The following is a 24,479-nucleotide window of genomic DNA, read 5'->3' as shown; positions in this document are numbered from 1 at the left end:
GATTGCGGCTTTAAAATTACGACTTCATTTAGTCTTTTAAGACTCTTAAAGCTTAAAATTAGGTTATGATTTTTATATACAACGCCTTCCTCATGTTTTTAAGACTTTGGACCACAAAAAACCACTTTTAAGCAAAAAGCATTAAAAGTGGCTTAGGCAACATTTGGAAAAGTGGTAAACTATCTTATCTAAAACTAAATGCGATCCCCGCACTTAGATTACTATATTCTTGAACCGTATAATCTGCATAAATTTTAAAGAACGCCAGATTTAATCGAGCACCCAAAGAAGCTCGTACACTTGACGGACTGTAAGATAGTGCTATAGGATCAACCAAAGTAGTCGTTTCGGTACCTGCATTGTATTCTACAGTATACGTACCCAACACGTTTAATTCAGATTTTCCGCCGGTATATCCTAAACCTCCATAGATTGAAATAACCGGAAAATCTAACGAGGCTATTCCCTGTACTGTATAAGAGTTAAGTTTAAATTCTGCCGCTTGCCCGGTACCGTCTATAGAAGAACCGTCCTCAATGTCATAATCCACATTCATTGTGGTAAAAGCACCTAATAGAGAAACATTTAGTGGCAGCTTATCTAGAGGCCCTAGATACTGCATCAAATTATGCTTAAATCCAATCCCAAACAAACTTCCTTTTACATCGTCACTACCAACTTTGGGAGTCGCCCTGACCATTAAATCAGTATCATAAACTAATCCTACACTAGCCTGAAGCGTTGGCGCAGGCATTGCATTTAGATGCAAATCGTCTTTTACACCTTCGGGCATGGTAAAAGTCCCGGTGTCACCATCTTGAGTAACCACAGTAACTTCAGCAGGTGTCCCATTGCCGGCAACAGTAGGAGTAACTCCCGGCGAGGCTGTGATCGTATTTTCAAAATTCAAATCAGCAAAAGCAAACATTTCTTTTTCTGATGGAACCATTGCTGCATTCACACCTATTGTAATGTCAAAACCTAGTTTTTTATGTGTTTTTGCGGTATGATACCACCCGCCAGACATACTGTAAATAAGACCTTCCATTGCAGGCGCGATATAGGCTCCCATTAATGTATTGGCATCTGCTGCTCCAGCAGTGATCACAGCTTCAAAGCCGTCATCATCTTGCGCAAACAGATTTATTGATGCTAAAATGGAAAAACAAATGAGTACTCTTTTCTTCATAATTGAATTGATTTGGTTTACTCAAAAATAACAAAACCCTGATAACCAATAGCCTTATGTATTAAAAATGCTATAAAAAAAGCCTACTCCAAAAGAAGCAGGCTTTATAAACAAGTAATTAACCGATTACTTTTTATACATCTATGTTAGCGTATACCGCGTTTTTCTCGATAAACTCTCTACGTGGCGGCACCTCATCCCCCATCAACATAGAGAAAATTCGGTCTGCCTCTGTACCATTATCAATGGTTACCTGACGCAAAGTTCTAAACTCAGGATTCATAGTAGTATCCCACAATTGCTCTGCGTTCATCTCCCCAAGACCCTTATAACGCTGCACCGAAGCGCTACCGCCCATCTGTGCATTGTATTCATCACGTTCTTTCTCACTCCACGCATAACGCATTTTCTTACCTTTTTTCAATAAGTAAAGCGGTGGCGTTGCGATATAAACATGACCACCTTCTACTAATTCACGCATATAGCGGAAAAAGAAGGTTAAGATCAATGTTGCAATGTGACTACCATCAACGTCGGCATCACACATAATCACAATCTTTTTATATCTTAATTTTGAAAGGTTGAGCGCTTTACTATCTTCTTCGGTACCTATAGTTACCCCAAGAGCCGTAAAGATATTTTTGATCTCTTCGTTTTCAAAGACTTTATGCTGCATCGCTTTTTCAACATTCAGGATTTTTCCGCGGAGCGGAAGAATCGCTTGAAAGTTACGATCGCGGCCCATTTTTGCAGTTCCACCTGCAGAGTCACCCTCTACAAGGAATACTTCACAAGCCTCAGGATCAGTTTCAGAACAGTCTGCTAATTTCCCGGGCAAGCCACCTATGCTCATTACCGTCTTACGCTGCACCATCTCACGGGCCTTTTTAGCCGCGTGACGTGCCTGAGCTGCAAGAATTACTTTTTGCACAATGGTTTTAGCATCATCAGGATGTTCTTCAAGATAGATCTCTACCATTTCAGAAACCGCCTGAGAAACCGCCGAAGTAACCTCACGGTTACCTAATTTAGTTTTGGTTTGCCCTTCAAATTGAGGCTCTGCAACTTTTACCGAAATAATTGCCGTAAGACCTTCTCTAAAGTCATCACCTGCAATCTCAAATTTTAGCTTATCTAACATCCCGGAAGCATCGGCATATTTTTTCAGCGAACTCGTAAGTCCTCTTCTAAATCCTGCTAAATGCGTACCTCCTTCGTGGGTATTAATGTTATTAACGTATGAGTGTAAGTTTTCGGCATAACTATCATTGTAAATCATAGCAACCTCAACCGGAATATCATTCTTCTCACCTTCCATAGAGATCACTTCACCAATGATCGGCTGGCGGTTTCCGTCAAGAAAACGTACAAATTCTTTTAACCCTTCTTCAGAATGAAAGGTTTCAGAAACAAATTCGCCCTTATCATCCTTCTGACGTCTATCAGTCAATGTGATCGTAATACCTTTATTCAAATAAGCCAGTTCGCGCATACGGCTGGCAAGCGTATCGTAGTTGTATTCTGTAGTGGTTTGAAAAATAGAAGGATCAGGAAGAAAAGTAACAGCTGTACCACGATCATCAGTATCGCCAATTCCTTTTACAGGATACATCGCTTTACCTTTTTCGTACTCTTGCTCCCAAATTTTACCCTCACGATACACAGTAGCTTTTAAATGGGTTGAAAGTGCGTTAACACAACTCACCCCTACCCCGTGAAGTCCACCGGAAACCTTATAGGAATCTTTATCAAATTTACCTCCGGCACCTATCTTGGTCATTACAACCTCAAGTGCAGATACACCTTCTTTTTTATGTAAATCAACCGGAATCCCCCGACCATTATCTTTTACCGATATCGAGTTATTCTCATTAATGATCACTTTTATGCTGTCGCAATGCCCTGCCATAGCTTCATCTATGGAGTTATCTACAACTTCATAAACTAAATGATGCAAACCACGCACTCCCACATCTCCAATATACATCGAAGGTCTCATACGCACATGCTCCATCCCTTCTAGGGCCTGAATACTGTCTGCCGAATATTGCTTCTTATTGGCTTCTTCGCTCATAAATCTTTATTAAGTTAATCTCAAATCTAAAAAAGCAGCTACTTTTCAGCCGCTTTAAGAACACTTTTAAGCAGTGTTTATAGATAGCTAACAAATATAAAAAAAGGCGCTGCAATACGCTTGTAAATGACCAGCCAAAGATTTGAAGTTATCAACAAATTGTGAAAAAATCACAGCTAAAATCAAGGATTCTAAATGAAGTAGAATCTAAACTAGATAAACCACAAAAAAAGCGCTTTCTTCAATAAAGAAAGCGCTCTAAACTTACGTGGTATGTGGCTAGCTAAGCAAGTTCAGCCTTTTTGTAAGCATCACTGTGTACGTTTGCCACCGCTCTTCCTGATGGATCGTTCATATTTTTGAATGCTTCATCCCATTCTAAAGCGATTTTTGTACTACACGCCACAGAAGCTTCTTGAGGTACGCTCAATGCCGCAGCATCACTTGGGAAGTGCTCTGCAAAAATGCTTCTATAGTAATATTCTTCTTTATTTGTTGGAGTCTGAATTGGGAATTTAAACTTCGCGTTAGCCAATTGCTCATCGCTAATTTTTTCGTTTACCAATTCTTTTAAGGTATCAATCCAGCTGTATCCTACACCGTCTGAAAATTGCTCTTTTTGTCTCCAAGCAACACTCTCTGGCAAGTATGATTCAAAAGCTTTACGAAGCACCCATTTCTCCATGCGCTCACCGTTAATCATTTTATCTTGTGGGTTGATGCTCATCGCAACATCCATAAACTCTTTATCTAAGAATGGCACACGACCTTCGATTCCCCAAGCAGCTAAAGATTTGTTTGCACGTAAACAGTCGTACATATGCAGCTTGCTTAGTTTACGCACGGTTTCTTCATGAAATTCCTGAGCATTTGGCGCTTTGTGGAAGTAAAGATAACCTCCAAAAACCTCATCTGCTCCTTCTCCTGAAAGGACCATTTTCACACCCATAGATTTGATGACACGCGCCATTAAATACATTGGAGTTGAAGCTCTAATCGTGGTAATATCGTAGGTTTCTAAATTATAGATCACGTCTTTTATAGCATCAAGCCCTTCTTGAATGGTAAACTTGATCTCGTGGTGTACCGTACCAATATGATCTGCAACTTTCTGTGCTGCCGCTAAATCTGGTGAGCCTTCAAGACCTACAGAAAACGAGTGTAATCGTGGCCACCAAGCACCGTCTGTATCTCCGGACTCGATTCGCTTTTCTGCATATTTTTTTGCAACCGCTGAAGTTATTGAAGAATCTAAACCTCCTGAAAGCAATACTCCGTAAGGAACATCAGACATCAGTTGACGATGAACTGCAGCCTCTAAAGCTTCTCTTAATTTTTCTATGCTGGTCTCGTTTTCTTTTACTGCATCATACTCCATCCACTCTCGAGAATACCATCTTTTTAATTCCCCATCTGAGCTGTGTAAATAATGTCCCGGAGGGAATAATTCAATTTTTGTGCAGGTTCCTTCTAACGCTTTTAATTCTGAAGCTACGTAGAAGGTTCCGTGCTGATCCCATCCCATATAAAGTGGAATGACACCCATATGATCACGGGCTACGAAATACTCATCTTTCTCAGCGTCATAAAGTGAAAAAGCAAAAATTCCATTTAGCTTATCTACAAAGCCAGGTCCTTCTTCTTGGTAAAGCGCTAAAATAACCTCACAATCAGACTGTGTTTTAAAATCATACTGACCTTTAAGTTGTTTGCGCAACTCTTGATGGTTATAGATCTCACCATTTGCGGCAAGAATTAATTTTCCATCAGGGCTCAATAAAGGTTGTTTCCCTGATGCAGGGTCAACTATAGATAAACGCTCGTGTGCTAGAATAGCTTTTTCATCACTATACACTCCATTCCAATCCGGTCCACGATGACGTATTTTTTTAGACATTTCCAAAAGCTGTGGTCTTAAAACCTCAGCCGGTTGTTTCAATTCATAGGCACATACTATCCCACACATAATCGTATTGTTTTAATTTGATGGTTCAAAGATGTAATTTACATTTTGATTCGCAAACAAAAAACAAGCATATACTTACATATGTAAACTTTAAAAATACTATTTATTACAAAAGAAAACTTTCAGCATTAAATATGCAGTCAAATTTTATAAAGTGATAAGAACAGGAAATTACACGTGCCAATCGTAGTTGATTTGAGTAATTACTGTAGTTTGAAGATTTGGAATACTTCTTGAAAGCTATAAAATATAAAATTACTTGTGGTACATTCTTTTAAGATTCGCTTAACATTTACAGGTTTTACCGCATTGTACATTTGTATAAAATTTTGACTTTCAACATTAAAAACAACATTTATGAAATCCCTAATAATAGGTAGTTTTCTACTTAGCTTCTTAATTTTTGGCAATGACGTAAACGCACAAAAATTTAGCGAACTCGACAAAAGTCCGCTTGATATTGCAATGTTTCGCGCCCAAGACAAAACTCCTCGTGTACGCGTGATCTACAGCCGCCCTCAGAAAAAAGGACGTGACGTTTTTGCCACTAAAGACGGACTAGAAAAATATGGTGAGGTATGGAGAACGGGCGCTAATGAATCTACGGAAATTAAATTCTATAAGGAAATGATGGTTGGTGATACTAAAGTTCCTGCAGGAACCTACACATTGTTTACGATCCCAACTGAAGATGAGTGGACGGTGATTCTAAACAAAGACTTAGACACTTGGGGCGCTTATGGATATAAGGAAGAACGCGACCTAGTGCGTTTTACGACTCCGGCTCATAAAACTGCTGCTCCTATAGAATCTTTCTCAATCTCTTTTCAACCTACTGAAAATGGATCAGATATGTTTTTAGGTTGGGATGATATGTACATCCAAGTACCTATTGAAGAAGTAGAAATGTAATTTTCAAAATATGGTATTAAAAAAGGCTTCCAAATCGGAAGCCTTTTTTATGGGTTCTACCCAATTTGTACGACCATGAAGTAAGTATTGAAGTAATAAAACTTCCGGCTACCAATGCTTCAAAAATGTACTAAGGTATATTTAGATATTTATGTGTCTGTAAACTCACTCTCCATTTAGGATTAGCCATTACATAGTCAACAATTAAGGGTGTCATTTTTTCGCGCACGCTCCATTCTGGTTGTAAAAAAAGTTTGCAATTACCATTTACCTTGGCAGCATGTTCTTCCGCGAATGCGAAATCGCTTTTATTGTAAATGATCACTTTTAATTCGTGAGCTTCCTCATAAATACGAGGTTTAGGCAACATACGCTTCTTAGGAGAAAGGCAAATCCAATCCCAATGTCCTGTAAGTTCGTACGCTCCTGAGGTTTCTATATGCACCTGCAAACGTTCATCTTTCAACATGCCGGTAAGGTGATTCATATCCCACATTAGAGGTTCACCGCCTGTGATCACAATTGTCTTGCTGTATTTTTTGGCATTTGCTACGATCGCGGCAGCTTCAGTAGGCGGGTGTATCGCCGCATCCCAACTTTCTTTCACATCACACCAATGGCAACCTACATCACAACCACCTACACGTATAAAATATGCAGGAGTACCGGTATGGTAACCCTCACCTTGAATGGTATAAAACTCTTCCATCAACGGAAGTAACTCTCCCAGCTCTACCCGGGTTGCTGTCGCCTCTTTTGTCATAGGGCGCAAAGATACGCCGCATTAAAATCGTTACCAAAGCCTAACAACCTTATTTTAAAGGGGACCGAAACGCGCTACAAACTGTTAAAAATTAACTATTGCAAGTCGGTTTGATTTTGGCATTAATCCTTATTTTTAGTCCAAATTTTTAGCGATGAGCCAGACCGAAGCCTTTAAAGAACACATTATACAAGGAAACCTTTGCAAGGGATCATATATCACCGTGGGTGCCGCGATGCTTGACGGGCAGACGATAACCGGAGCTCACGTAAACCTTCCTTTAAAGACCCTAAACAGACACGGCTTAATTGCTGGCGCCACCGGAACCGGAAAAACCAAAACACTTCAGGTTTTAGCCGAAAATCTTTCAGAAAAAGGTGTTCCTGTGTTATTGATGGATATGAAAGGTGACCTTAGTGGTATCGCAAAAGCAAGTGAAGGTCATCCTAAGATTGATGAGCGCCACGCAAAAATTGGTCTACCTTTTGAACCAAAAGATTTTCCGGTAGAACTACTCACCTTGTCTGAACAAAATGGAGTACGACTGCGCGCCACGGTAAGTGAATTTGGCCCAGTTCTATTCTCAAGAATTATCGATGCAACAGATGCCCAAGCCGGTATCATCGCCATCCTATTTAAATATTGTGACGACAAGAGCCTGCCTTTATTAGACTTGAAAGACTTTAAAAAAGTATTACAGTACGCGACAGATGAAGGCAAAGAAGAAATTCAAGATCTATATGGCAGAATTTCTACTGCCTCTGCAGGCGCTATCTTAAGAAAAGTTGTTCAACTGGAGCAGCAAGGTGCAGATATCTTTTTTGGTGAAAAATCTTTTGATGTTGATGATTTGCTTCGACTGGATGACAATGGGCGAGGTAAAATAAATATCATTCGGCTTACTGATATTCAAGACAGGCCTCAACTTTTCTCAACGTTTATGCTCAGTTTGCTCGCGGAAATTTACAGCACTTTTCCAGAGCAGGGCGACAGCGATCAACCGGAATTGGTCATCTTTATTGATGAAGCGCATCTTATTTTTAAAGAAGCTTCAAAAGCACTGCACAGCCAGATCGAAAGCATTGTGAAACTCATACGATCTAAAGGTGTTGGCTTATACTTTGTTACGCAAAACCCAACCGATGTTCCCGATGGTGTATTGAGTCAGCTAGGCTTAAAAATTCAGCATGCACTTAGGGCTTTCACCGCAAAGGACCGCAAGGCCATTAAGCTCACTGCCGAAAACTACCCCGATTCTGAATATTATGATACCAAAGAAGTGCTCACCACTTTAGGTACTGGTGAAGCGCTGGTTTCGGCTCTTGATGAAAAAGGAAGACCCACACCGCTTGCAGCCACAATGATGCGTGCGCCAATGTCTCGAATGGATATTCTTACCGATGCTGAAATTGAAGAAATAAATCGTAAATCTGCACTCGCTCCTAAGTACAATGATACTGTAGATCGAGAAAGCGCGTATGAATTGCTAAATGCTAAAATCAAAAAGGCAGAAAGCGAAGAAGCCAAGGAAAAAGCTAAAGAAGAACGTGCAACGGTGTCTAAAAGCAGTCGTACTTCTTCCCGAAGTAACACTACTGAAAAAGCGATAATTAAAGTGCTTACCAGCGCCACAGTAATACGCGGTGTTCTGGGCATTTTAGGAAAACTTATAAAATAAACCCTAACAGAAACAAACCCTTATAATGAAAAGAATATTTTTTGCAGCCATAATTACCAATTTACTATTCACCTCTTGTGACTCAGACAGCTCTTTTAAAGTTACTGCTGATCGTGTAGGCGAACTCACTAAAGAAACGCAAGTAAACGAACTAAAAACCATTTTTAGCAATGATAGTGTTGTGGATCAAAATTCTGGTCTAAGTGAAGAGCTAAATGTGAACGCTATTGAAATTTATGAAAAAGGTGGAAAGCAATTGCTAAGCTTGATGCCCACTAAAGATGGTAATCCAAAAACAATTAAAACTGTTCAGGTTTTTGATGAACGCTACACCACCGAAGAAGGCATCAACCTCAACAGTACCTATAAAGACATCACCGAAGCTTATGAGATTTCAAGAATTGAAACACTAATAAGTAGTATCGTAATTTTTGTTGATGACATCAATGCGTATTTTACTATTGATCGTGATGAGCTTCCGGGAGAGTTGCGTTTTAATATGGATGCTAAAGTTACCGGTGCTGAAATTCCAAATGACGCCAAGATCAAATACTTTATGATCGGCTGGTAAATTAAAAATAATGTCTGACGCTAAATACTATATTCAGAAAACTCCTTTTGTCGTCCCTACTGATGACGGTAAATACATCGGGGAACATTTTGGCAAAGCCAGTGACGGAAACACTGCCATAAGTATCGCCCATATGATAGCACCGCCCCGTTGGAGCGAACCGTTTCAAACCCCTGAATTTGATGAGTACACCTTCATCATTGAAGGAAAAAAGCAATTTTTAATTGATGATGAACCCATCATTTTAGAAGCCGGACAATCTATAAAAATTAAAGCCGGTACGCGGGTGCAGTACAGTAACCCTTTTAACCAAAAATGTGTTTACCTATCGGTTTGTCAACCGGCATTTGATTTTAATAAGGTACATCGAGAAGAAGAATAACACTCTTCAACCTTTTGAAAATCAGATTAAAAATTCCAAAAATTATAAATAAGTATTAATTCTTACCTAAAGCCACGTTAATCTCAAAGCTGCTAAACGGCATTTCTACTACTTTTAAAATCTAACCTAATAAGTACAAATATTATGATTAAGATTTTAGCACTAGTAATGGTAATTGGCGGCGCCATAGCATTGGTATTAGGTATTATGGGAATTTTTGGAAGTATGAGTACCGGTGTTAGTCCGTGGGCATTAGCAATTTTAGGCGGTATATTTTTCCTTTCAGGAATTTCGCTCTTAAAGTACAGAAAAGACACTGATGTTATAGATGCCGAAAACAGACATTAAATTTTACATAACCCGTATATTTGAACCCTCTTTTAAAAGAGGGTTTTTTTATGAATAAACTGGTCAAAAAAATACTACCTAAAGCAATAGGATTTTATATAAATGCCTTAGCATTGGTAAACCCAAAAGCTTCAGCAAGAAAAGCCTTCAAGGTTTTTAGTAAACCTCGCCGGGGACGCATTGGAGCGCATCACGAAGAATTTTTAAACCCTAATCTAGAGCCTGTAGTTGCAGTTGAAGATTTAAAAATTCAACCTTATAAATGGTCCGGCAGTGGCAAAACCGTTCTATTAGTACACGGCTGGGAAAGTCACAGTCACCGCTGGAAAGAAATGATTTTTAGACTTCAAAAAGAAGACTACACCATCATTGCTTTTGACGCGCCTGCTCACGGTTACAGTAGCGGAAAATACTTTTACGTTCCGCTATATCATCAAACCCTAGACAAAATGCTTGAGATCTATCGTCCTGATTATCTCATTGGGCACTCGATGGGCGGTATGACCGTGTTGTATAATCAATCACAAGAATCCAGCATAAAAACAGAAAAACTGGTGATTCTGGGAGCTCCTGATAAACTAGAAAGCATATTGAAAGACTATCAGAAAATCCTAGGCCTCAACGCCAGAGCGCTACAAGCTTTAGACAGGTTTTTTCAAAACACCTTTGATTTTAAAACGCGTGACTTTTCATCTTCGGTGTTTGCGACAAAAATAAAAGTGCCTACTTTGGTAATCCACGACAAAGAAGATCCTATCACTCCTTTTTCTGGTTCTCAAGCCATTCACAAAGCACTACAAAAATCTCAATTTATAGAAACCGAAGGACTCAACCACTCGCTCTACGACACTGATGTCAATGAGAAAATCATAACCTTCTTGAAGGATTAATTCGGTTTTAATTTTACCTTAAACACTATGTCAGACGCTAATGTTACTCGTATAAATAAATTTCTCAGCGAAGTAGGTTTTTGTTCGCGGCGCGAGGCTGACAAACTTATTGATGCCGGTCGCGTTACCGTAAACGGAAGCGTTCCTGAAATGGGAACTAAAGTAAGCAGCGCTGATGAGATCAGGGTTGATGGCAAAGTCGTAGGTGAGAAAAAAGATGCTCCGGTGTATCTTATCTTCCACAAACCTGTAGGTATTGTTTGCACCACAGATACTCGTGTGGAAAAGGACAACATCATTGATTACATCAATTACCCTACTCGAATATTTCCGATAGGGAGATTAGATAAAGCCAGTGAAGGTCTGATATTTCTGACAAATGACGGGGATATCGTTAATAAAATTCTTCGTGCTCGTAACAACCACGATAAAGAATATATCGTGGATGTTGATAAGCCCATAGACGCTTCTTTTGTAAAACGAATGTCTGACGGCATCCCAATTTTAGACACGATCACCCGCAAATGTGAGGTAGAACAACTGGGAAAAAAGCGCTTTAAAATTATACTGACACAAGGCCTTAACAGACAAATACGCCGCATGTGCGAATATCTGGGGTATAATGTTACGCGTTTAAAACGGGTGCGCATTATGAATATTAGTTTAGATATTCCGGTAGGAAAATACAGAGCTTTTAAACCTTCGGAATTGAGCGAGCTCAATAATCTTTTAGCAGACAGCAGTAAAGTCTTTGAGCCGGAACAAGAGACCGGTAAAAAACCGGCGATCAAACCTTCTGGACCTCGACGCCGACGCCGTAATTAAGCCTCAGCGGTTCTCGTTTAGTTCAGCACCAATTCCTGTAAACATTTAAACCTGTGTTAATGACACGGGCTAAGTGTATTAATCGCCTTACTTTTAGGTTACAACCAAAAAAGATAGTATGGCAGCTCAAATTCCTTCAGTAAAAAACGAAGAACAATATGAAGCCTTGCGAGACAAAGGCTATAGCAAAGAAAAATCTGCACGTATTGCTAATACTCCAGACTCCGGTAAAAAAGGTGGAAAAGCTGAAAAGTATGAAGACCGCACCAAACAAGACCTGTATAAGCAAGCGCAAAAAATAGGCATTGAAGGTAGGTCTAAAATGACTAAACAAGAATTGATAAAAGCTTTACGTAATAATTAAAACAAACCTTATGCCTGCTCCTTTTCATCTGGCCATTCCTGTAGACGATGTCGAAAAAGCCCGAATATTTTATCGTGATGTACTCGAACTTGAAGAAGGTAGAAGCGACACCCATTGGGTCGACTTTGACTTCTTTGGGCATCAATTGGTAATTCACTATAAACCGAAAGAAGAAAAAGTTGCTGCGCATCATAATGCCGTAGATGGTAAGGCGGTTCCTGTACCGCATTTTGGAGTAGTGTTAGAGTGGGATGCTTTTGAAACGTTCGCTGATACCCTAAGAGCTAAAAAGGTTGAATTTGTAATTGAGCCTTACATCAGGTTTGAAGGACTACCCGGTGAACAAGCTACTATGTTTTTTTACGATCCTTGCGGCAATGCGCTTGAATTTAAAAGCTTTAAAGACCTCTCACAGTTATTTGCTAAATAATGAATAAACTTAAACCAGAACTCGTACGCCAACTTTTTTTAATTGTTCTCATTCTCTTTTTATTCATATTGATCGTAGAAGAGATGACTCCGTATTTATCTGGAGTTTTAGGCGCCATTACACTTTATGTATTGCTGCGTAAGTTCTACAACTTTTTAGTCGTAAAACGCAAATGGAAAGAAGGCCTCGCGGCTGCTGTTGCAATGCTGGCTTCGTTTGTGGTGATACTGGTTCCCATTGGATTGACTGTGATGATGCTAACCAATAAAATTGGGAAAGCCGTGCGCAATTCTGAACGTGTGGTTGAAGTCGTCAAGCAACAAGTAGGCGTTTGGGAGGCAGACCTTGGCTTTAAAGTCAGTGAATCTATAGATACCAACTCCATTACAAGTTGGGTTTCTACTAACCTTCAAAACCTTGCCGGCGGCACCTTCAATGTATTTATCGCCATTGGTATTATGTATTTTATCTTGTATTACATGCTTATCAATAACGATAAAATGCACCAGTCGCTTTATGCATTTATTCCGCTGAATAAAGAAAACATAGCCCGGATAGGTCACGAAAGTGTTGCCATGGTAAAAAGCAACGCATTAGGAATTCCGTTAGTTGCTTTGGCGCAAGGTATTGTTGCACTAATAGGTTTTTTCATATTCGGGGTACCCGATCCCTTTTTCTGGTTTGTTATTACTGCTATTGGAAGTATGATTCCCTTTGTAGGTACTCTATTAGGTATCGTGCCGGTTACCATTTTACTCATAGCCAGTGGCAACAATCTACAAGCCGTGGGGATAGCAATTTATGGTCTTGTCGTAGTCGGCTCTACAGACAATTTGATTCGGCTTTATGTGTTAGAACGCTTAGCCAATGTACATCCGCTAGTAACGTTAATTGGTGTTATCGTCGGGGTACCTTTATTTGGTTTTATAGGATTAATCTTTGGCCCCTTGCTAATAAGTTTATTTCTATTAGTAGTAAAAATCTACAAACACGAGTACGGCGATCCTGAACCTGAAATCATCAATCAAATCATTCCGGATGTTTCAGAAAATCAAGAAGACTAATTTTCCACCAAAAGGAAAGCCGGTCCTGATCTGGGACGGCACGTGTGGTTTTTGTAAATATTGGGTCACCCGATGGAAAATGATAACCAAAGACGCCATTGTCTATAAAACCTATCAAGACGCAAATAAAGACTTTCCTGATATTCCGTTGAAAGAATTTAAAAAAGCGAGTAGATTAATCGAGCTTGACGGAAGCATTTACAGCGGTCCAGATTCTGCTTATCGATGTTATACCTACAGTGATTCCATAAAATGGAATGCGCACCGCTGGTATGTCAACAACCGAAGCTTTCAACGTTTAAGTGATCACGGGTATAACTTTATTGCCAAGCATCGCCCAGAGATGTTTAAACTCACCAAACTCCTTTTTGGACCCAACCCCACAGACTTCAAACCCTATTGGGTATTTTATATTCTTGCAATTATTTTGCTGGTTTTTGCCGTTTTTCAATAAATTGCCACTCAAGATTATAAGCTGCTTAAAATTTACGATTGAATTTTAAGTACTTTTTATTGAAGACCAAAAAACTATTTATGCAAATACTGGGAGTAGACGTAGGAGGAACCGGAATAAAAGGCGTTCCTGTAAATCTCGAAAAAGAAGAATATTTAGGTGAACGTTTTAGATTAGACACTCCCGTTCCTCGTGAACCCAAAGCCATGGTCAACACTATTGCCGAAGTTGTAAAACATTGGGACTGGAAAGGTCCGGTAGGTGTAGGTTTTCCAACGGTAATACATAAGGGTAAAGCGCTTGAACATGGTAATCTTGATAAATCCTGGTTAGGTGTTCAGGTAGATGATATGATTTCGCAGAAAATAGGCTTACCTGTAAATGTGATGAATGATGCTGATGCTGCCGGCCTTGCAGAAATGGAGTTTGGTGTAGGCAAAGGCGTTGAAGGTCTCGTTATCGTAGTGACGGTAGGCACAGGTATAGGCAGTGGCGTTTTCTATAACGGCGAACTTATACCAAATTTTGAGTTGGGCCAGATGCGCTACAAAAAGAAGAAAATCATTGAAAAATACGCATCGCGCCGTGTGCGTCTTGATAATAATATGAGTTTTAAAAAGTGGGGAAAACGCTTTAATAAATTCATACAACTTACCATGCAAGTTTCTCAACCAGAAATGATCATTATAGGTGGCGGTGCCAGTAAAAACCTAGACGAATACATCAAGTATTTAAAAACTGACGTACCTATTGTAGCGGCTCATACACGTAATCATGCGGGTATTATCGGAGCAGCATTAGGTGCAAGACATTTGCTGTAATTTAAATTTCACTGAAAGAACTACCTTAGGACAATTATTAAGGCATTGTTTGAAAAACGAATTTTCAATTTCAAGCCAAGCTTCAAAATAATATTTACTCCTTTGGCGGCGCCAATAAAAAAAGAGGTCCAATAGACCTCTTTTTTATTTTAGTACATCTTCTTAATCTTAAGATTGAAGATCGTTATGTCTTGCTCTGGCAAGCAAGGTATTCTTCAATAACATCGCAATAGTCATTGGCCCTACTCCACCCGGAACCGGGGTAATGAAATCTGCTTTTTTACTTACCTCTGCAAAATCTACATCACCTGCGATTCGGTAACCGCGCTCTTTAGTTTCGTCTGGTACACGAGTAATTCCCACGTCGATAACCGTTACATTTTCCTTAACCATATCAGCCTTTAAAAACTCAGGAACTCCTAAAGCTGTAATGATAATATCTGCTTGCTTGGTAAGTTCTTCAAGATTTTTGGTGCGACTGTGCGTCAAGGTTACAGTGCTATCTCCAGGCGTTCCCTTCTGAGACATCAAAATACTCATAGGGCGACCTACAATATGACTACGACCAATGACAACGGTATGTTTTCCTGAAGTTTCTACATTATAGCGCTTTAGTAATTCCATAATCCCAAACGGAGTTGCAGGTATAAAAACCGGCATATCTTGCGCCATTTTACCAAAGTTTGTTGGGTGAAACCCATCTACATCTTTGTCAGGATCCACCGTCAATAACACTTTTTGTTCGTCAATATGCTTCGGCAGCGGTAACTGAACAATATAACCATCAATCTCGGGATTATTATTCAGTTTATTGATGTGATCCAAAAGTTCTTCTTCTGTGGTTTCTTCCGGCAATTGAATTAATGTAGACTCAAAACCAATACGCTCACAAGCACGCACTTTGCTCCCAACATAGGTCAAACTTGCGCCATCGTTACCTACCAAAACAGCAGCCAAATGAGGCACTTTCTCACCTCGTTCTTTCATCGCCATTACTTCTTCGGCGATCTCGTTTTTTAAATCGTTACTGGTTTTCTTTCCGTCTAAGATTGTCATTATTGCGTTTTGGTTTTATAGTTAGAGTCGAACTGCTTACTGAGACTGCCTACTGTAAACTGAGACTGCTCTCCAAGCTGCTTAGCGCATTTGATTCATCATCTGCATCATTTTGGCTCCGCCGCCACCTTGCATCATCTTCATCATTTTACTCATTTGGTTGAATTGCTTCAACAACTGATTCACCTCCTGAACCGAAGTTCCAGAACCTTTACTAATGCGTTTTTTACGACTTGAATTTATAATCGATGGCTGGGTACGCTCAGCCGGGGTCATACTGTGAATGATCGCTTCGATACCTTTAAAAGCGTCATCATCAATATCCAGACCTTTTAGTGCTTTACCGGCACCGGGAATCATCCCGATAAGATCTTTCATATTACCCATTTTCTTGATCTGCTGAATCTGCTTTAGGAAGTCGTCAAAACCAAACTGATTCTTAGCGATCTTCTTTTGAAGTTTACGCGCTTCTTCTTCATCAAACTGTTCCTGCGCACGCTCAACAAGGGATACAACGTCTCCCATCCCAAGAATACGATCGGCCATACGTGAAGGATAGAACACATCAATTGCTTCCATCTTCTCACCGGTACCGATGAATTTGATTGGTTTATCTACAACCGTTTTGATAGAAAGCGCCGCACCACCGCGGGTATCACCATCTAATTTGGTTAAGATAACCCCGTCAAAATTCAAAACATCGTTAAACGCCTTTGCCGTATTTACCGCATCCTGACCCGTCATTGAGTCAACAACAAATAAGGTTTCTTGTGGCTTGATCGCTTCGTGAATCGCAGCGATCTCGTTCATCATCGCTTGGTCAACTGCAAGTCGACCTGCGGTATCAATAATCACCGCGTTAAATCCGTTTGCTTTTGCGTGTGCAATTGCCGCTTGAGAGATCTTAACCGGATCTTTTTCTTCTTTGTTAGAATAGACCTCAACTCCGATCTGCCCACCTACCACGTGCAACTGATCTATCGCCGCAGGGCGGTAAACATCACAAGCAACCAAAAGTGGTTTTTTAGTCTTTTTATTTTTAAGGAAATTAGCCAGCTTACCAGAAAAAGTGGTTTTACCACTACCCTGCAAACCAGACATCAAAATAACCGAAGGATTGCCTGAGAGATTGATTCCTTCTGCCTCACCGCCCATAAGTTCGGTAAGTTCATCTTTTACCAATTTGGTCATCAATTGACCAGGTTTTAAAGCGGTCAATACATCTTGACCCAGCGCTTTCTCCTTAACCGTATTGGTAAAATCTTTAGCTATTTTATAGTTAACATCGGCATCTACAAGCGCACGACGAATTTCTTTAAGGGTCTCGGCTACATTTACTTCTGTAATCTGGCCGTGCCCCTTAAGCACGTGCATCGCCTTATCTAACTTATCACTTAAATTATCAAACATAGGTCATATACTAAAAAACACTCCTCAATATCAATTCAAGGAAATGTTTTGAATTGGTAAAATATTCTATAAAAACACAGCCTTCAAAGCAGGATCAAGTGTTTCAAATAATAAGGATGCAAAGCTAAGGATTTGAAGGCTATTTGTAAAGCCTTATTATAAGGTAAAAGGAATAAAAAAACGCTGTCCTTATCCATAAGAACAGCGTTTTATAAGAGGCGTTTATTCTTTACGCATTATAACTTAGAAAAAACCAATTTAAATGTTGTATCTGTGGTGCTCTGCAATTCGATGGTACTTGAAGATTGACTAACCACTTCAAAGGTTCCGTTAAGAACTGAAAATTCTGAGTCACTCGTAAAGTTTAGCTCAAGAAAAACTTCAGTTTCTGAGGTCGTGTTAAAAAATGCTTCCACATTAGTTACTAGATTCGTTAGGCTATTACGCACTACTACACGCTTATCATTTGTAAATTCAAAAGTATAATTAGCAAATTGCTGACTAAATTCTGCTCCCGCCTGAACACCAGACTCAAGCTCAAAACGCGCACCGGTAATCGCCTCTTCAAGATCTTCTCTTAGATCTTCGGCTTCATCACGCGCCTCTTCCTCAAGATCATCTTCTGACTCGCACGATTGTAATTCTGCAATCAATTCTGCATCAGAATTAATCGTTATACTTCCATCACTCGAACCAGATAAACTAATTGGATATTGAAGGCTGAAATATTGATCGTCACCCAGATCATTGATAAATGCGTAAGCTTCCTGATCACTAGTAAGCACTACGCTTCCTGTCTGTTGTGCATTGGCGTCAAAGGTAAATACAGTAATAGGGTAATCAAATTCCAGACAACTAATAGCGTCATCTCTACTCTCATCAGCCGCTTCACACGCTTCTTCTAACGCCTCTAACTCTTGCTCATTTTGAATAGTCACCACCGAATAATCACTTAAACGCATTTCAATAGGAAACTGAAAACGCACCTCATCTTCATCGTTAGTAAATTCGGCAAAAATCTCAGCGATTAACGTCAAGCTGGCCTCATTAACAATGGTAAGCTCTTGACCGTTCACTTCTGCAACTACCGGAAGAATCACAGACGCACAGCTTGTATCATCCAGAATATCGTCTTCAGAGCCGTCATTTGCAGTGCTACGCTCTATATATTCTGCAGGTTCTGACTGTTTCGTATTGGTATTCTCATTACCTTCAATCAGCACGTCTTCTTCATTCTGACAAGAACCAAAAAGCAATGCTGCAAGAAAAGTTATACTTAAAAATGTTTTTAGATTTTTCATAATAGTAAAATTATACAAAGGTTATTTAAAGTTCGTATTCACCCTTAAGACAACCCAAAACCTCTTTACCCTACCCTCACTTGAAAAAAAATTAGAAAAATATTTTAGTAGCTTTGAAATATTAGATGCCCCTAACCCTATGAACGAGCAAGACAAGCATACCGATCTTTGCCACGAAGCTACCTTTAAACGTTTTTACCTAGAGTTTATTCAGGCTGCTAAAAACTTTGCTTTTTATAAATGCGGGGACGAACAGGAAGCACTAGACTTGACTCAAGAGGCTTTTGTAAAAATCTGGAATCGTTGTAACATAATCGAGTTCAAAAAAGCTAAAACCTACTTATTTACAACCATCAACAATTCTTTTCTTAATGCAGTGAAGCATAAAAAAGTGGTGTTGAACTATCAAAAAAATCAAGCTTCAGAAGAATCAGAATCTAACGAAGACCCCCAATTTATTTTACGCGAAAAAGAGTTTAAAAAAACGCTAAACAACGCCATCGGCTCGTTAACTGAAGCGCAGCGCGAAGTGTTCTTATTGAATAGAATAGATGGAAAGAAATACGCAGAGATAGCAGAAATGCTTAACATTTCTGTAAAAGCGGTCGAAAAACGTATGAGCCAGGCTTTAAAAAACTTAAGGCAACAAATCCCAGAATTTTAACAACTTAAGAGGTAGGGTTTTCCCCTTTTAAGGTGTCTAACAAGTAACTAAGGAAATTATGCAGCATCAAGAAGAACTTTTAAAATGGCTGAACGGCGACATGAACGCCGAAGAATTGGCTGCATTTAAACAAACCCAAACGTATAAAGAATACCACAAAATAGCTGCATACGCTTCCCGATTGAAGCCTGATATGCTTGATAAAGAAGCCGCTTACAAGTCCTTTAAAACAGAAATTACACAAAAGCAGCAACCTAAAGTTATTAAACTTCCCTATAAAACTTGGATCAGCACTGCAGCAGCCGTACTGGTCATTTTAATAACCTCTTATATCTTTTTAAAATCTGATCAAAAAATCATCAAAGCAACAGATGATTTTGTGCAAATCACCTTACCCGATGCTTCTGAAGCTACCTTAAACAATGCTTCACAGATCTCCTATAATCCTAAAGATTGGGAAGATGGCACGCGTAATTTAGAACTTGAAGGAGAAGCTTTTTTTAAAGTCAATAAAGGAAGTGTTTTTAAAGTTGCTACTGCGCAAGGCACAATACAAGTGCTGGGCACTCAATTTAATGTAAATCATAGAAAAGGTTATTTTGAAGTTTCTTGCTACGAAGGAAGTGTACAAGTCGCGGCAACGCTTGACACTTTGATTCTCAAACCCGGTGACACCTATCGCTTGATATCTGGTAAATCTGAATTGAAAATCAACAATAATCAAACCCAACCCTCTTGGCTAGACTACGAGCTTAGCTTTGACGATGTTCCCTATCATATTGTGATCGCCGCGCTAGAACGTCAATTTAATATTGAGATTTCTTATCCGGCACAATTAAAAGACCAAGTATTCACCGGTAGCTTTAGTACCAAAAAATTAGAAAGTGCGCTTCAAGGAGTAACCCTCCCGTTTGGGATCACCTACAAATCAGACAAAGATCAAAGCTTTATATTTTATGCTGAATAAAGAAAAATGTTGGCTGATCATGCTACTTTTCACTTCCATATTCGGCACAGCTCAAAACCGAAGCGAGGTTGATTTGGTTACTTATTTAGATACTGTAGAAACGGTATTCAACATTCGTTTCTCGTATCAAACTGAAGCGGTACAAGACCTAAAATTACAGAATTCAACGTTTAAGCAATTAGACCGAACCTTGCAGTATATCACAAAGCAAACCGGGTTGACCATCACTAAAATCGATGATCGGTATTATAGTATTCTACCTAAAACTTCGTCTAGTTTTTGCGCTCAAATTCTTGATGCAGCAACGCTGAAATCGCTGGAAGGAGCAACAATTCAGGCATTAAACAAAAACATGAGTGCCGTCGCAGACGCCAACGGATTTATTAAACTAGCACTTATAAAACCCGGAGATAGCATCAAGGTATCTTTTTTAGGTTATAAAACCGAGGTTCTTAAGGTAGAAATGCTCACTTCTGATTGTCAGCAAATCAGTTTAGCTCCTAAAAGTTTTACCTTGGACGAAGTGGTGATCAAACGCTTATTCAGTCGAGGTATTCGTAAATTTCCAGACGACCGCATTGAGATAAACACACGTGAATTTGACATTTTACCGGGATTAACAGATCCTGACATTCTACAAACGCTGCAAATTTTACCAGGAATAGAGAGTATAGATGAAAGCATCAATAACATAAATGTGCGCGGTGGAACCCAAGATGAAAACTTGATGCTTTGGGATGAAATCAAAATGTATCATACCGGTCATTTTTTTGGCTTAATTTCAGCATATAACCCTAATTTAACTGAGCGCGTTGAAGTCACTAAAAACGCCAACAGCTCAGAGTATTCAGGTGGAGTAAGCAGTACTATAAAAATGTACACACCTAATGCTATAACCGAAAAAATATCAGGTGGCGCCGGCTTTAATGGTCTCAGTGCAGACGCTTTTCTACAAATACCTATAAGTACAAAGCTCGCTCTTCAAATAAGCGGAAGAAGGTCTTTTGCCGATTATTTTCAAACACCCACATATACTTCCTATTTCAATCGAAGTTTTCAAGATTCAGAGATCAAAAATGATGGTAGCTCTGCTGAAAATATCAAATCACTTTCTGATTTTAGATTTCACGATTATTCAGCAAAAATTCTTTACGATATCAGTCCAAAACATCAGCTCAGAGCCAGTTTTATATCACTCAACAACACTCTAGAATACTCCGAGTCTGACGCTGATGAACAATTCCTCAATGAAAGTTTGATAGATCAGGATAATATCGCCTTCGGAATCAATCTAAGCAGCGTTATTAACCCCGCTTATGACACGTTTCTTAATGCATATTATACGCAATACAACATTCGCTCAACAGATCAAGATTTCAGCAACAATCAGGTATTAGCTCAAACCAATCAAGTACTCGAAACCGCTTTTAAAGCAAAAGGAACCTGGCACCTGAATTCCCGCATGAACTTTGAACACGGATATGAATTTATTGAAACTGGAATTCGCAATACAACAAGTGTCAATCAGCCGGTGTTTCAGCAACGCAAAAAGGATGTTGTTAGGCAACATGCAATTTTTGGAGATTGGAGCCTTGCTACCAACAATTTCAGGCTACGTACAGGATTACGTACAACCTATTTTGAAAAATTCAAAAAAGTTAGACTAGAGCCTCGCATAAATATTCGTCAAAAACTAGGGCATTTTGCTTTAAAAACAGAAGCCGCTTTAAAAAACCAAAGCACCACACAGATCATTGATTTTGAAGATAATTTTTTAGGGGTAGAAAAACGGCGATGGGTTTTAGCCAATGACAATGACATTCCTTTAATCACTAGCAAACAAATAAGTCTAGGCGTTGATTACACTCAAAATAATTGGCTGATTGATCTTACCGGTTTTTACAAACAAGTCTCCGGAATAACTGCATCAAATCAAGGCTTTCAGAACCAATTTAAATTCATCAAAACCAATGGCAGCTATGAGGCCAAAGGTTTAGAATTTCTAGTAAACAAAACCACTCCAAAATTAAGCACTTGGTTTACCTACACCTTAGCAACTAACGTGTATTCTTTTAATTCGCTGAATCCCGCGACCTTTCCCAACAACACAGATATCAGGCATTCTATAAATACGGGAGGTTCGTATGCGCTCTTTAATAATTTTAAAATTGCAGTGAGCTTGAATTATCACACAGGAAGACCTTATACCTTACCCATAGAAAATGCAGAAACGCTGCCCAGCAGCAACAACACCTATGTCGTGAATTATGACACTCCAAATGCAGCCAATCTAGAAGACTTCATGCGGTTTGATGCCACCGCTAACTATTCGTTTAACTGGGATGCAGTCACAGCAAAATTTACACTGGGGATTATCAATATTCTAAATCAAACAAATACCATTCAAAGGTATTATGAGGTTAACCCTGACGACAACACACAGGCTATTGCCATACAGAGTAATTCACTAGGTTTTACTCCTAATGCATCCCTCCGCTTGACGTTTTAATTACATACGCTCAGGAACCTGAATCCCAAGTAATCCAAATGCCGCCTCGATCACCTCGCCTACTTTTTTAGAAAGTGATACACGGAAGCTTTTTTCTGCATCGGTATCTGCTCCCAAAATAGAGACTTGTTGATAGAAGGAATTAAACTCCTTTACCAAGTCATAGGTATAATTTGCAATCAACGCCGGACTGTGATTTTCTGCGGCCAACTGTACCGTTTCAGGATATAAAGCAAGTTGTTTGATCAGCTCTTTTTCTTTAGGCTGAAGCGCTTCATACCCATAACCTTCAGCAACTCCAGTTTCTTGAGCCTTTCTCAAAATCGACTGAATACGCGCATAAGTATATTGAATAAACGGACCTGTATTTCCTTGAAAGTCTACAGATTCTTCCGGATTAAAAAGAATACGTTTTTTAGGATCTACTTTTAGAATATAGTACTTCAATGCGCCAAGACCTATGATCTTGTATAATTCTTGTTTTTCAGCTTCGCTGTAGCCGTCTAGTTTCCCTAATTCTTGAGCGATGTTTCCGGCAGTTGTCGCCATTTCTTCTACGAGGTCGTCTGCATCAACTACGGTACCTTCGCGGCTTTTCATTTTTCCGCTAGGCAAATCAACCATTCCATAGCTCAAATGAAATAAATGCTCAGCCCAATCATAACCTAATTTCTTCAGAATCAGGAAAAGCACTTTAAAGTGGTAATCTTGTTCATTACCTACGGTATAGATCATTCCGCCTACATCCGGATGATCTTTCACCCGCTGAATCGCAGTACCTATATCTTGCGTCATATAAACCGCAGTACCATCACTTCGCAGAACGAGTTTCTCATCAAGACCGTCTTCAGTTAAATCACACCAAACCGAACCGTCTTCTTTTTTATAGAAAACACCTTTTTTAAGACCTTCTTCAATATTGTCTTTCCCTAATAAATAGGTATTGCTTTCGTAATAATAACTGTCAAAATCAACACCCAGATTTTTATAGGTTTCTTCAAAACCACTGTAAACCCAGCCGTTCATTTTTTTCCAAAGTGCAACCACTTCTTCATCACCGGCTTCCCATTTGCGCAACATATCTTGAGCTTCGAGAATAAGCGGCGCTTCCTTTTCAGCTTCCTCCTTTGTTTTTCCCTGCGCTACTAAATACGATTGTTCTTCTTTGTAGGCTTTATCAAACTTCACGTAATAATTCCCTACCAACTTATCGCCTTTGAGTCCGGTTGATTCTGGAGTTTCACCTTCACCAAATTTCTGCCACGCAAGCATACTCTTGCAAATATGGATTCCGCGGTCGTTGATGATCTGTGTTTTATACACTTTCTTTCCGCTAGCTTTTAAAATTTCGGCAACAGAATAACCTAATAAATTATTGCGGATGTGCCCCAAATGCAACGGCTTGTTTGTGTTAGGCGAAGAATATTCAACCATCACTGCTTTACCGGCTTCAGGCTCGTGACCAAAGTTTTTTTGGTCTTTAATTCCATCAAAGAAATTCAAGTAAAAAGCATCTGAAATCACAAGATTTAAAAAGCCCTTCACGACATTAAAATCTGCGATTTCGTCTAGATTCTCTTTCACATAAGTTCCTATCTGCTCGCCTATTACCGCCGGATTTCCTTTTGCAACGCGCAAAATAGGAAACACCACAACGGTTAGATCTCCTTCAAAATCCTTACGAGTAGGCTGAATTTCAACACTTTCTAGAGTTGCGCTAAAAAGTTCTTGAACCGCATCTTTAACGGCTTTTGTGAGTTTATCTGATAAATTCATGAGTGCTTTTTCTGAAGGCGCAAAGATACGTAAAACAAGCGGTTGACAAAGCAAAATAGCGCAAC

23 protein-coding genes are annotated in these 24,479 nt (G+C 39.4%); 15 read left to right on the top strand and 8 right to left on the bottom strand.

Annotated elements, in window-relative coordinates:
* Window positions 1–184: 184 nt before the first annotated feature.
* The 3 genes from LDL79_RS11655 to asnB form a co-directional block, all read right to left on the bottom strand.
* Window positions 185–1,189, bottom strand: coding sequence for a DUF6588 family protein (locus LDL79_RS11655; RefSeq protein WP_225597794.1), 1,005 nt, complete (start codon window positions 1,187–1,189; stop codon window positions 185–187).
* 133 nt (window positions 1,190–1,322) lie between these two features.
* Entirely contained in the window at window positions 1,323–3,263 is a 1,941-nt protein-coding gene (gene gyrB / locus LDL79_RS11650; protein ID WP_225597793.1) for a DNA topoisomerase (ATP-hydrolyzing) subunit B, read from the bottom strand.
* Window positions 3,264–3,546: 283 nt separating this feature from the next.
* Window positions 3,547–5,229 carry an asparagine synthase B gene (gene asnB, locus LDL79_RS11645; protein WP_225597792.1) on the bottom strand — a complete coding sequence of 561 codons (1,683 nt, stop codon included), beginning with the start codon at window positions 5,227–5,229 and terminating at the stop codon, window positions 3,547–3,549.
* A 357-nt stretch (window positions 5,230–5,586) separates the two neighbouring features.
* Between asnB and LDL79_RS11640 the strand changes: the two genes are divergently transcribed.
* Complete coding sequence (locus LDL79_RS11640) at window positions 5,587–6,141, top strand: DUF2911 domain-containing protein (protein ID WP_072984014.1); 555 nt, start codon at window positions 5,587–5,589, stop codon at window positions 6,139–6,141.
* A 130-nt stretch (window positions 6,142–6,271) separates the two neighbouring features.
* Here LDL79_RS11640 and LDL79_RS11635 read toward each other — a convergent pair whose 3' ends face one another.
* On the bottom strand, window positions 6,272–6,904 hold the full coding sequence (locus LDL79_RS11635; protein WP_225597791.1) for a 7-carboxy-7-deazaguanine synthase QueE: 633 nt from the start codon (window positions 6,902–6,904) through the stop codon (window positions 6,272–6,274).
* Between the two features lie 154 nt (window positions 6,905–7,058).
* On the opposite strand from LDL79_RS11635, the gene LDL79_RS11630 reads away from it, so the two are divergent.
* The 11 genes from LDL79_RS11630 to ppgK all read left to right on the top strand — a co-directional run bounded on the left by LDL79_RS11630 (window position 7,059) and on the right by ppgK (window position 14,731).
* Window positions 7,059–8,582: a helicase HerA-like domain-containing protein gene (locus LDL79_RS11630; RefSeq protein WP_225597790.1), complete on the top strand. Its 1,524-nt coding sequence runs from the start codon at window positions 7,059–7,061 to the stop codon at window positions 8,580–8,582.
* 25 nt (window positions 8,583–8,607) lie between these two features.
* Window positions 8,608–9,153: a hypothetical protein gene (locus LDL79_RS11625; RefSeq protein ID WP_072984017.1), complete on the top strand. Its 546-nt coding sequence runs from the start codon at window positions 8,608–8,610 to the stop codon at window positions 9,151–9,153.
* Between the two features lie 10 nt (window positions 9,154–9,163).
* The gene (locus LDL79_RS11620; RefSeq protein WP_072984018.1) at window positions 9,164–9,535 is read left to right on the top strand and encodes a cupin domain-containing protein; all 372 of its coding nucleotides are present in this window, start codon (window positions 9,164–9,166) and stop codon (window positions 9,533–9,535) included.
* A gap of 144 nt (window positions 9,536–9,679) precedes the next feature.
* Window positions 9,680–9,883 (top strand): hypothetical protein, encoded by a 204-nt coding sequence (locus LDL79_RS11615; protein WP_072984019.1) that lies wholly within the window; start codon window positions 9,680–9,682, stop codon window positions 9,881–9,883.
* A gap of 50 nt (window positions 9,884–9,933) precedes the next feature.
* Window positions 9,934–10,773, top strand: coding sequence for an alpha/beta fold hydrolase (locus LDL79_RS11610; RefSeq protein WP_225597789.1), 840 nt, complete (start codon window positions 9,934–9,936; stop codon window positions 10,771–10,773).
* 27 nt (window positions 10,774–10,800) lie between these two features.
* A complete protein-coding gene (gene rluF / locus LDL79_RS11605) occupies window positions 10,801–11,598 on the top strand; it encodes a 23S rRNA pseudouridine(2604) synthase RluF (RefSeq protein WP_225597788.1) in 798 nt (265 codons plus the stop codon).
* A 118-nt stretch (window positions 11,599–11,716) separates the two neighbouring features.
* On the top strand, window positions 11,717–11,962 hold the full coding sequence (locus LDL79_RS11600; RefSeq protein WP_225597787.1) for a DUF7218 family protein: 246 nt from the start codon (window positions 11,717–11,719) through the stop codon (window positions 11,960–11,962).
* A 10-nt stretch (window positions 11,963–11,972) separates the two neighbouring features.
* Entirely contained in the window at window positions 11,973–12,392 is a 420-nt protein-coding gene (locus LDL79_RS11595; protein ID WP_225597786.1) for a VOC family protein, read from the top strand.
* Window positions 12,392–13,456, top strand: a complete 1,065-nt coding sequence (locus tag LDL79_RS11590; RefSeq protein WP_072984027.1) for an AI-2E family transporter — start codon at window positions 12,392–12,394, stop codon at window positions 13,454–13,456. Before LDL79_RS11595 ends, LDL79_RS11590 begins: the two co-directional genes overlap by 1 nt.
* A complete protein-coding gene (locus LDL79_RS11585; RefSeq protein ID WP_225597785.1) occupies window positions 13,431–13,910 on the top strand; it encodes a thiol-disulfide oxidoreductase DCC family protein in 480 nt (159 codons plus the stop codon). The genes LDL79_RS11590 and LDL79_RS11585 overlap by 26 nt, the downstream gene beginning before the upstream one ends.
* Window positions 13,911–13,990: 80 nt before the next feature.
* Window positions 13,991–14,731, top strand: coding sequence for a polyphosphate--glucose phosphotransferase (ppgK, locus tag LDL79_RS11580; RefSeq protein WP_225597784.1), 741 nt, complete (start codon window positions 13,991–13,993; stop codon window positions 14,729–14,731).
* Window positions 14,732–14,899: 168 nt separating this feature from the next.
* Here the strand turns inward: ppgK and folD are convergent, their stop codons facing one another.
* From folD to LDL79_RS11565, 3 genes are all read right to left on the bottom strand, one after another.
* Entirely contained in the window at window positions 14,900–15,787 is an 888-nt protein-coding gene (gene folD, locus LDL79_RS11575; protein WP_225597783.1) for a bifunctional methylenetetrahydrofolate dehydrogenase/methenyltetrahydrofolate cyclohydrolase FolD, read from the bottom strand.
* Between the two features lie 81 nt (window positions 15,788–15,868).
* Entirely contained in the window at window positions 15,869–17,197 is a 1,329-nt protein-coding gene (gene ffh / locus LDL79_RS11570; protein WP_072984035.1) for a signal recognition particle protein, read from the bottom strand.
* A gap of 236 nt (window positions 17,198–17,433) precedes the next feature.
* Complete coding sequence (locus LDL79_RS11565; RefSeq protein ID WP_225597782.1) at window positions 17,434–18,498, bottom strand: hypothetical protein; 1,065 nt, start codon at window positions 18,496–18,498, stop codon at window positions 17,434–17,436.
* A gap of 139 nt (window positions 18,499–18,637) precedes the next feature.
* Here LDL79_RS11565 and LDL79_RS11560 point away from each other — a divergent pair, with 139 nt between their 5' ends.
* Genes LDL79_RS11560 through LDL79_RS11550 form a run of 3 tightly spaced genes read left to right on the top strand, consistent with a single transcriptional unit; the run spans window position 18,638 to window position 22,638 of the window.
* The gene (locus tag LDL79_RS11560) at window positions 18,638–19,162 is read left to right on the top strand and encodes an RNA polymerase sigma factor (RefSeq protein ID WP_225597781.1); all 525 of its coding nucleotides are present in this window, start codon (window positions 18,638–18,640) and stop codon (window positions 19,160–19,162) included.
* 58 nt (window positions 19,163–19,220) lie between these two features.
* Window positions 19,221–20,129: a FecR family protein gene (locus LDL79_RS11555; RefSeq protein ID WP_225597780.1), complete on the top strand. Its 909-nt coding sequence runs from the start codon at window positions 19,221–19,223 to the stop codon at window positions 20,127–20,129.
* Window positions 20,119–22,638 (top strand): TonB-dependent receptor, encoded by a 2,520-nt coding sequence (locus LDL79_RS11550; protein ID WP_225597779.1) that lies wholly within the window; start codon window positions 20,119–20,121, stop codon window positions 22,636–22,638. The genes LDL79_RS11555 and LDL79_RS11550 overlap by 11 nt, the downstream gene beginning before the upstream one ends.
* Here LDL79_RS11550 and argS read toward each other — a convergent pair whose 3' ends face one another.
* Window positions 22,639–24,414 carry an arginine--tRNA ligase gene (gene argS, locus LDL79_RS11545; RefSeq protein WP_225597778.1) on the bottom strand — a complete coding sequence of 592 codons (1,776 nt, stop codon included), beginning with the start codon at window positions 24,412–24,414 and terminating at the stop codon, window positions 22,639–22,641.
* Between the last annotated feature and the right edge of the window lie 65 nt (window positions 24,415–24,479).

Source organism: Leeuwenhoekiella palythoae (assembly GCF_020310025.1).
GTDB lineage: Bacteria > Bacteroidota > Bacteroidia > Flavobacteriales > Flavobacteriaceae > Leeuwenhoekiella > Leeuwenhoekiella palythoae.
Note: the sequence above shows the minus strand (reverse complement) of the source record. Positions and strands in the feature narration are given on the sequence as shown.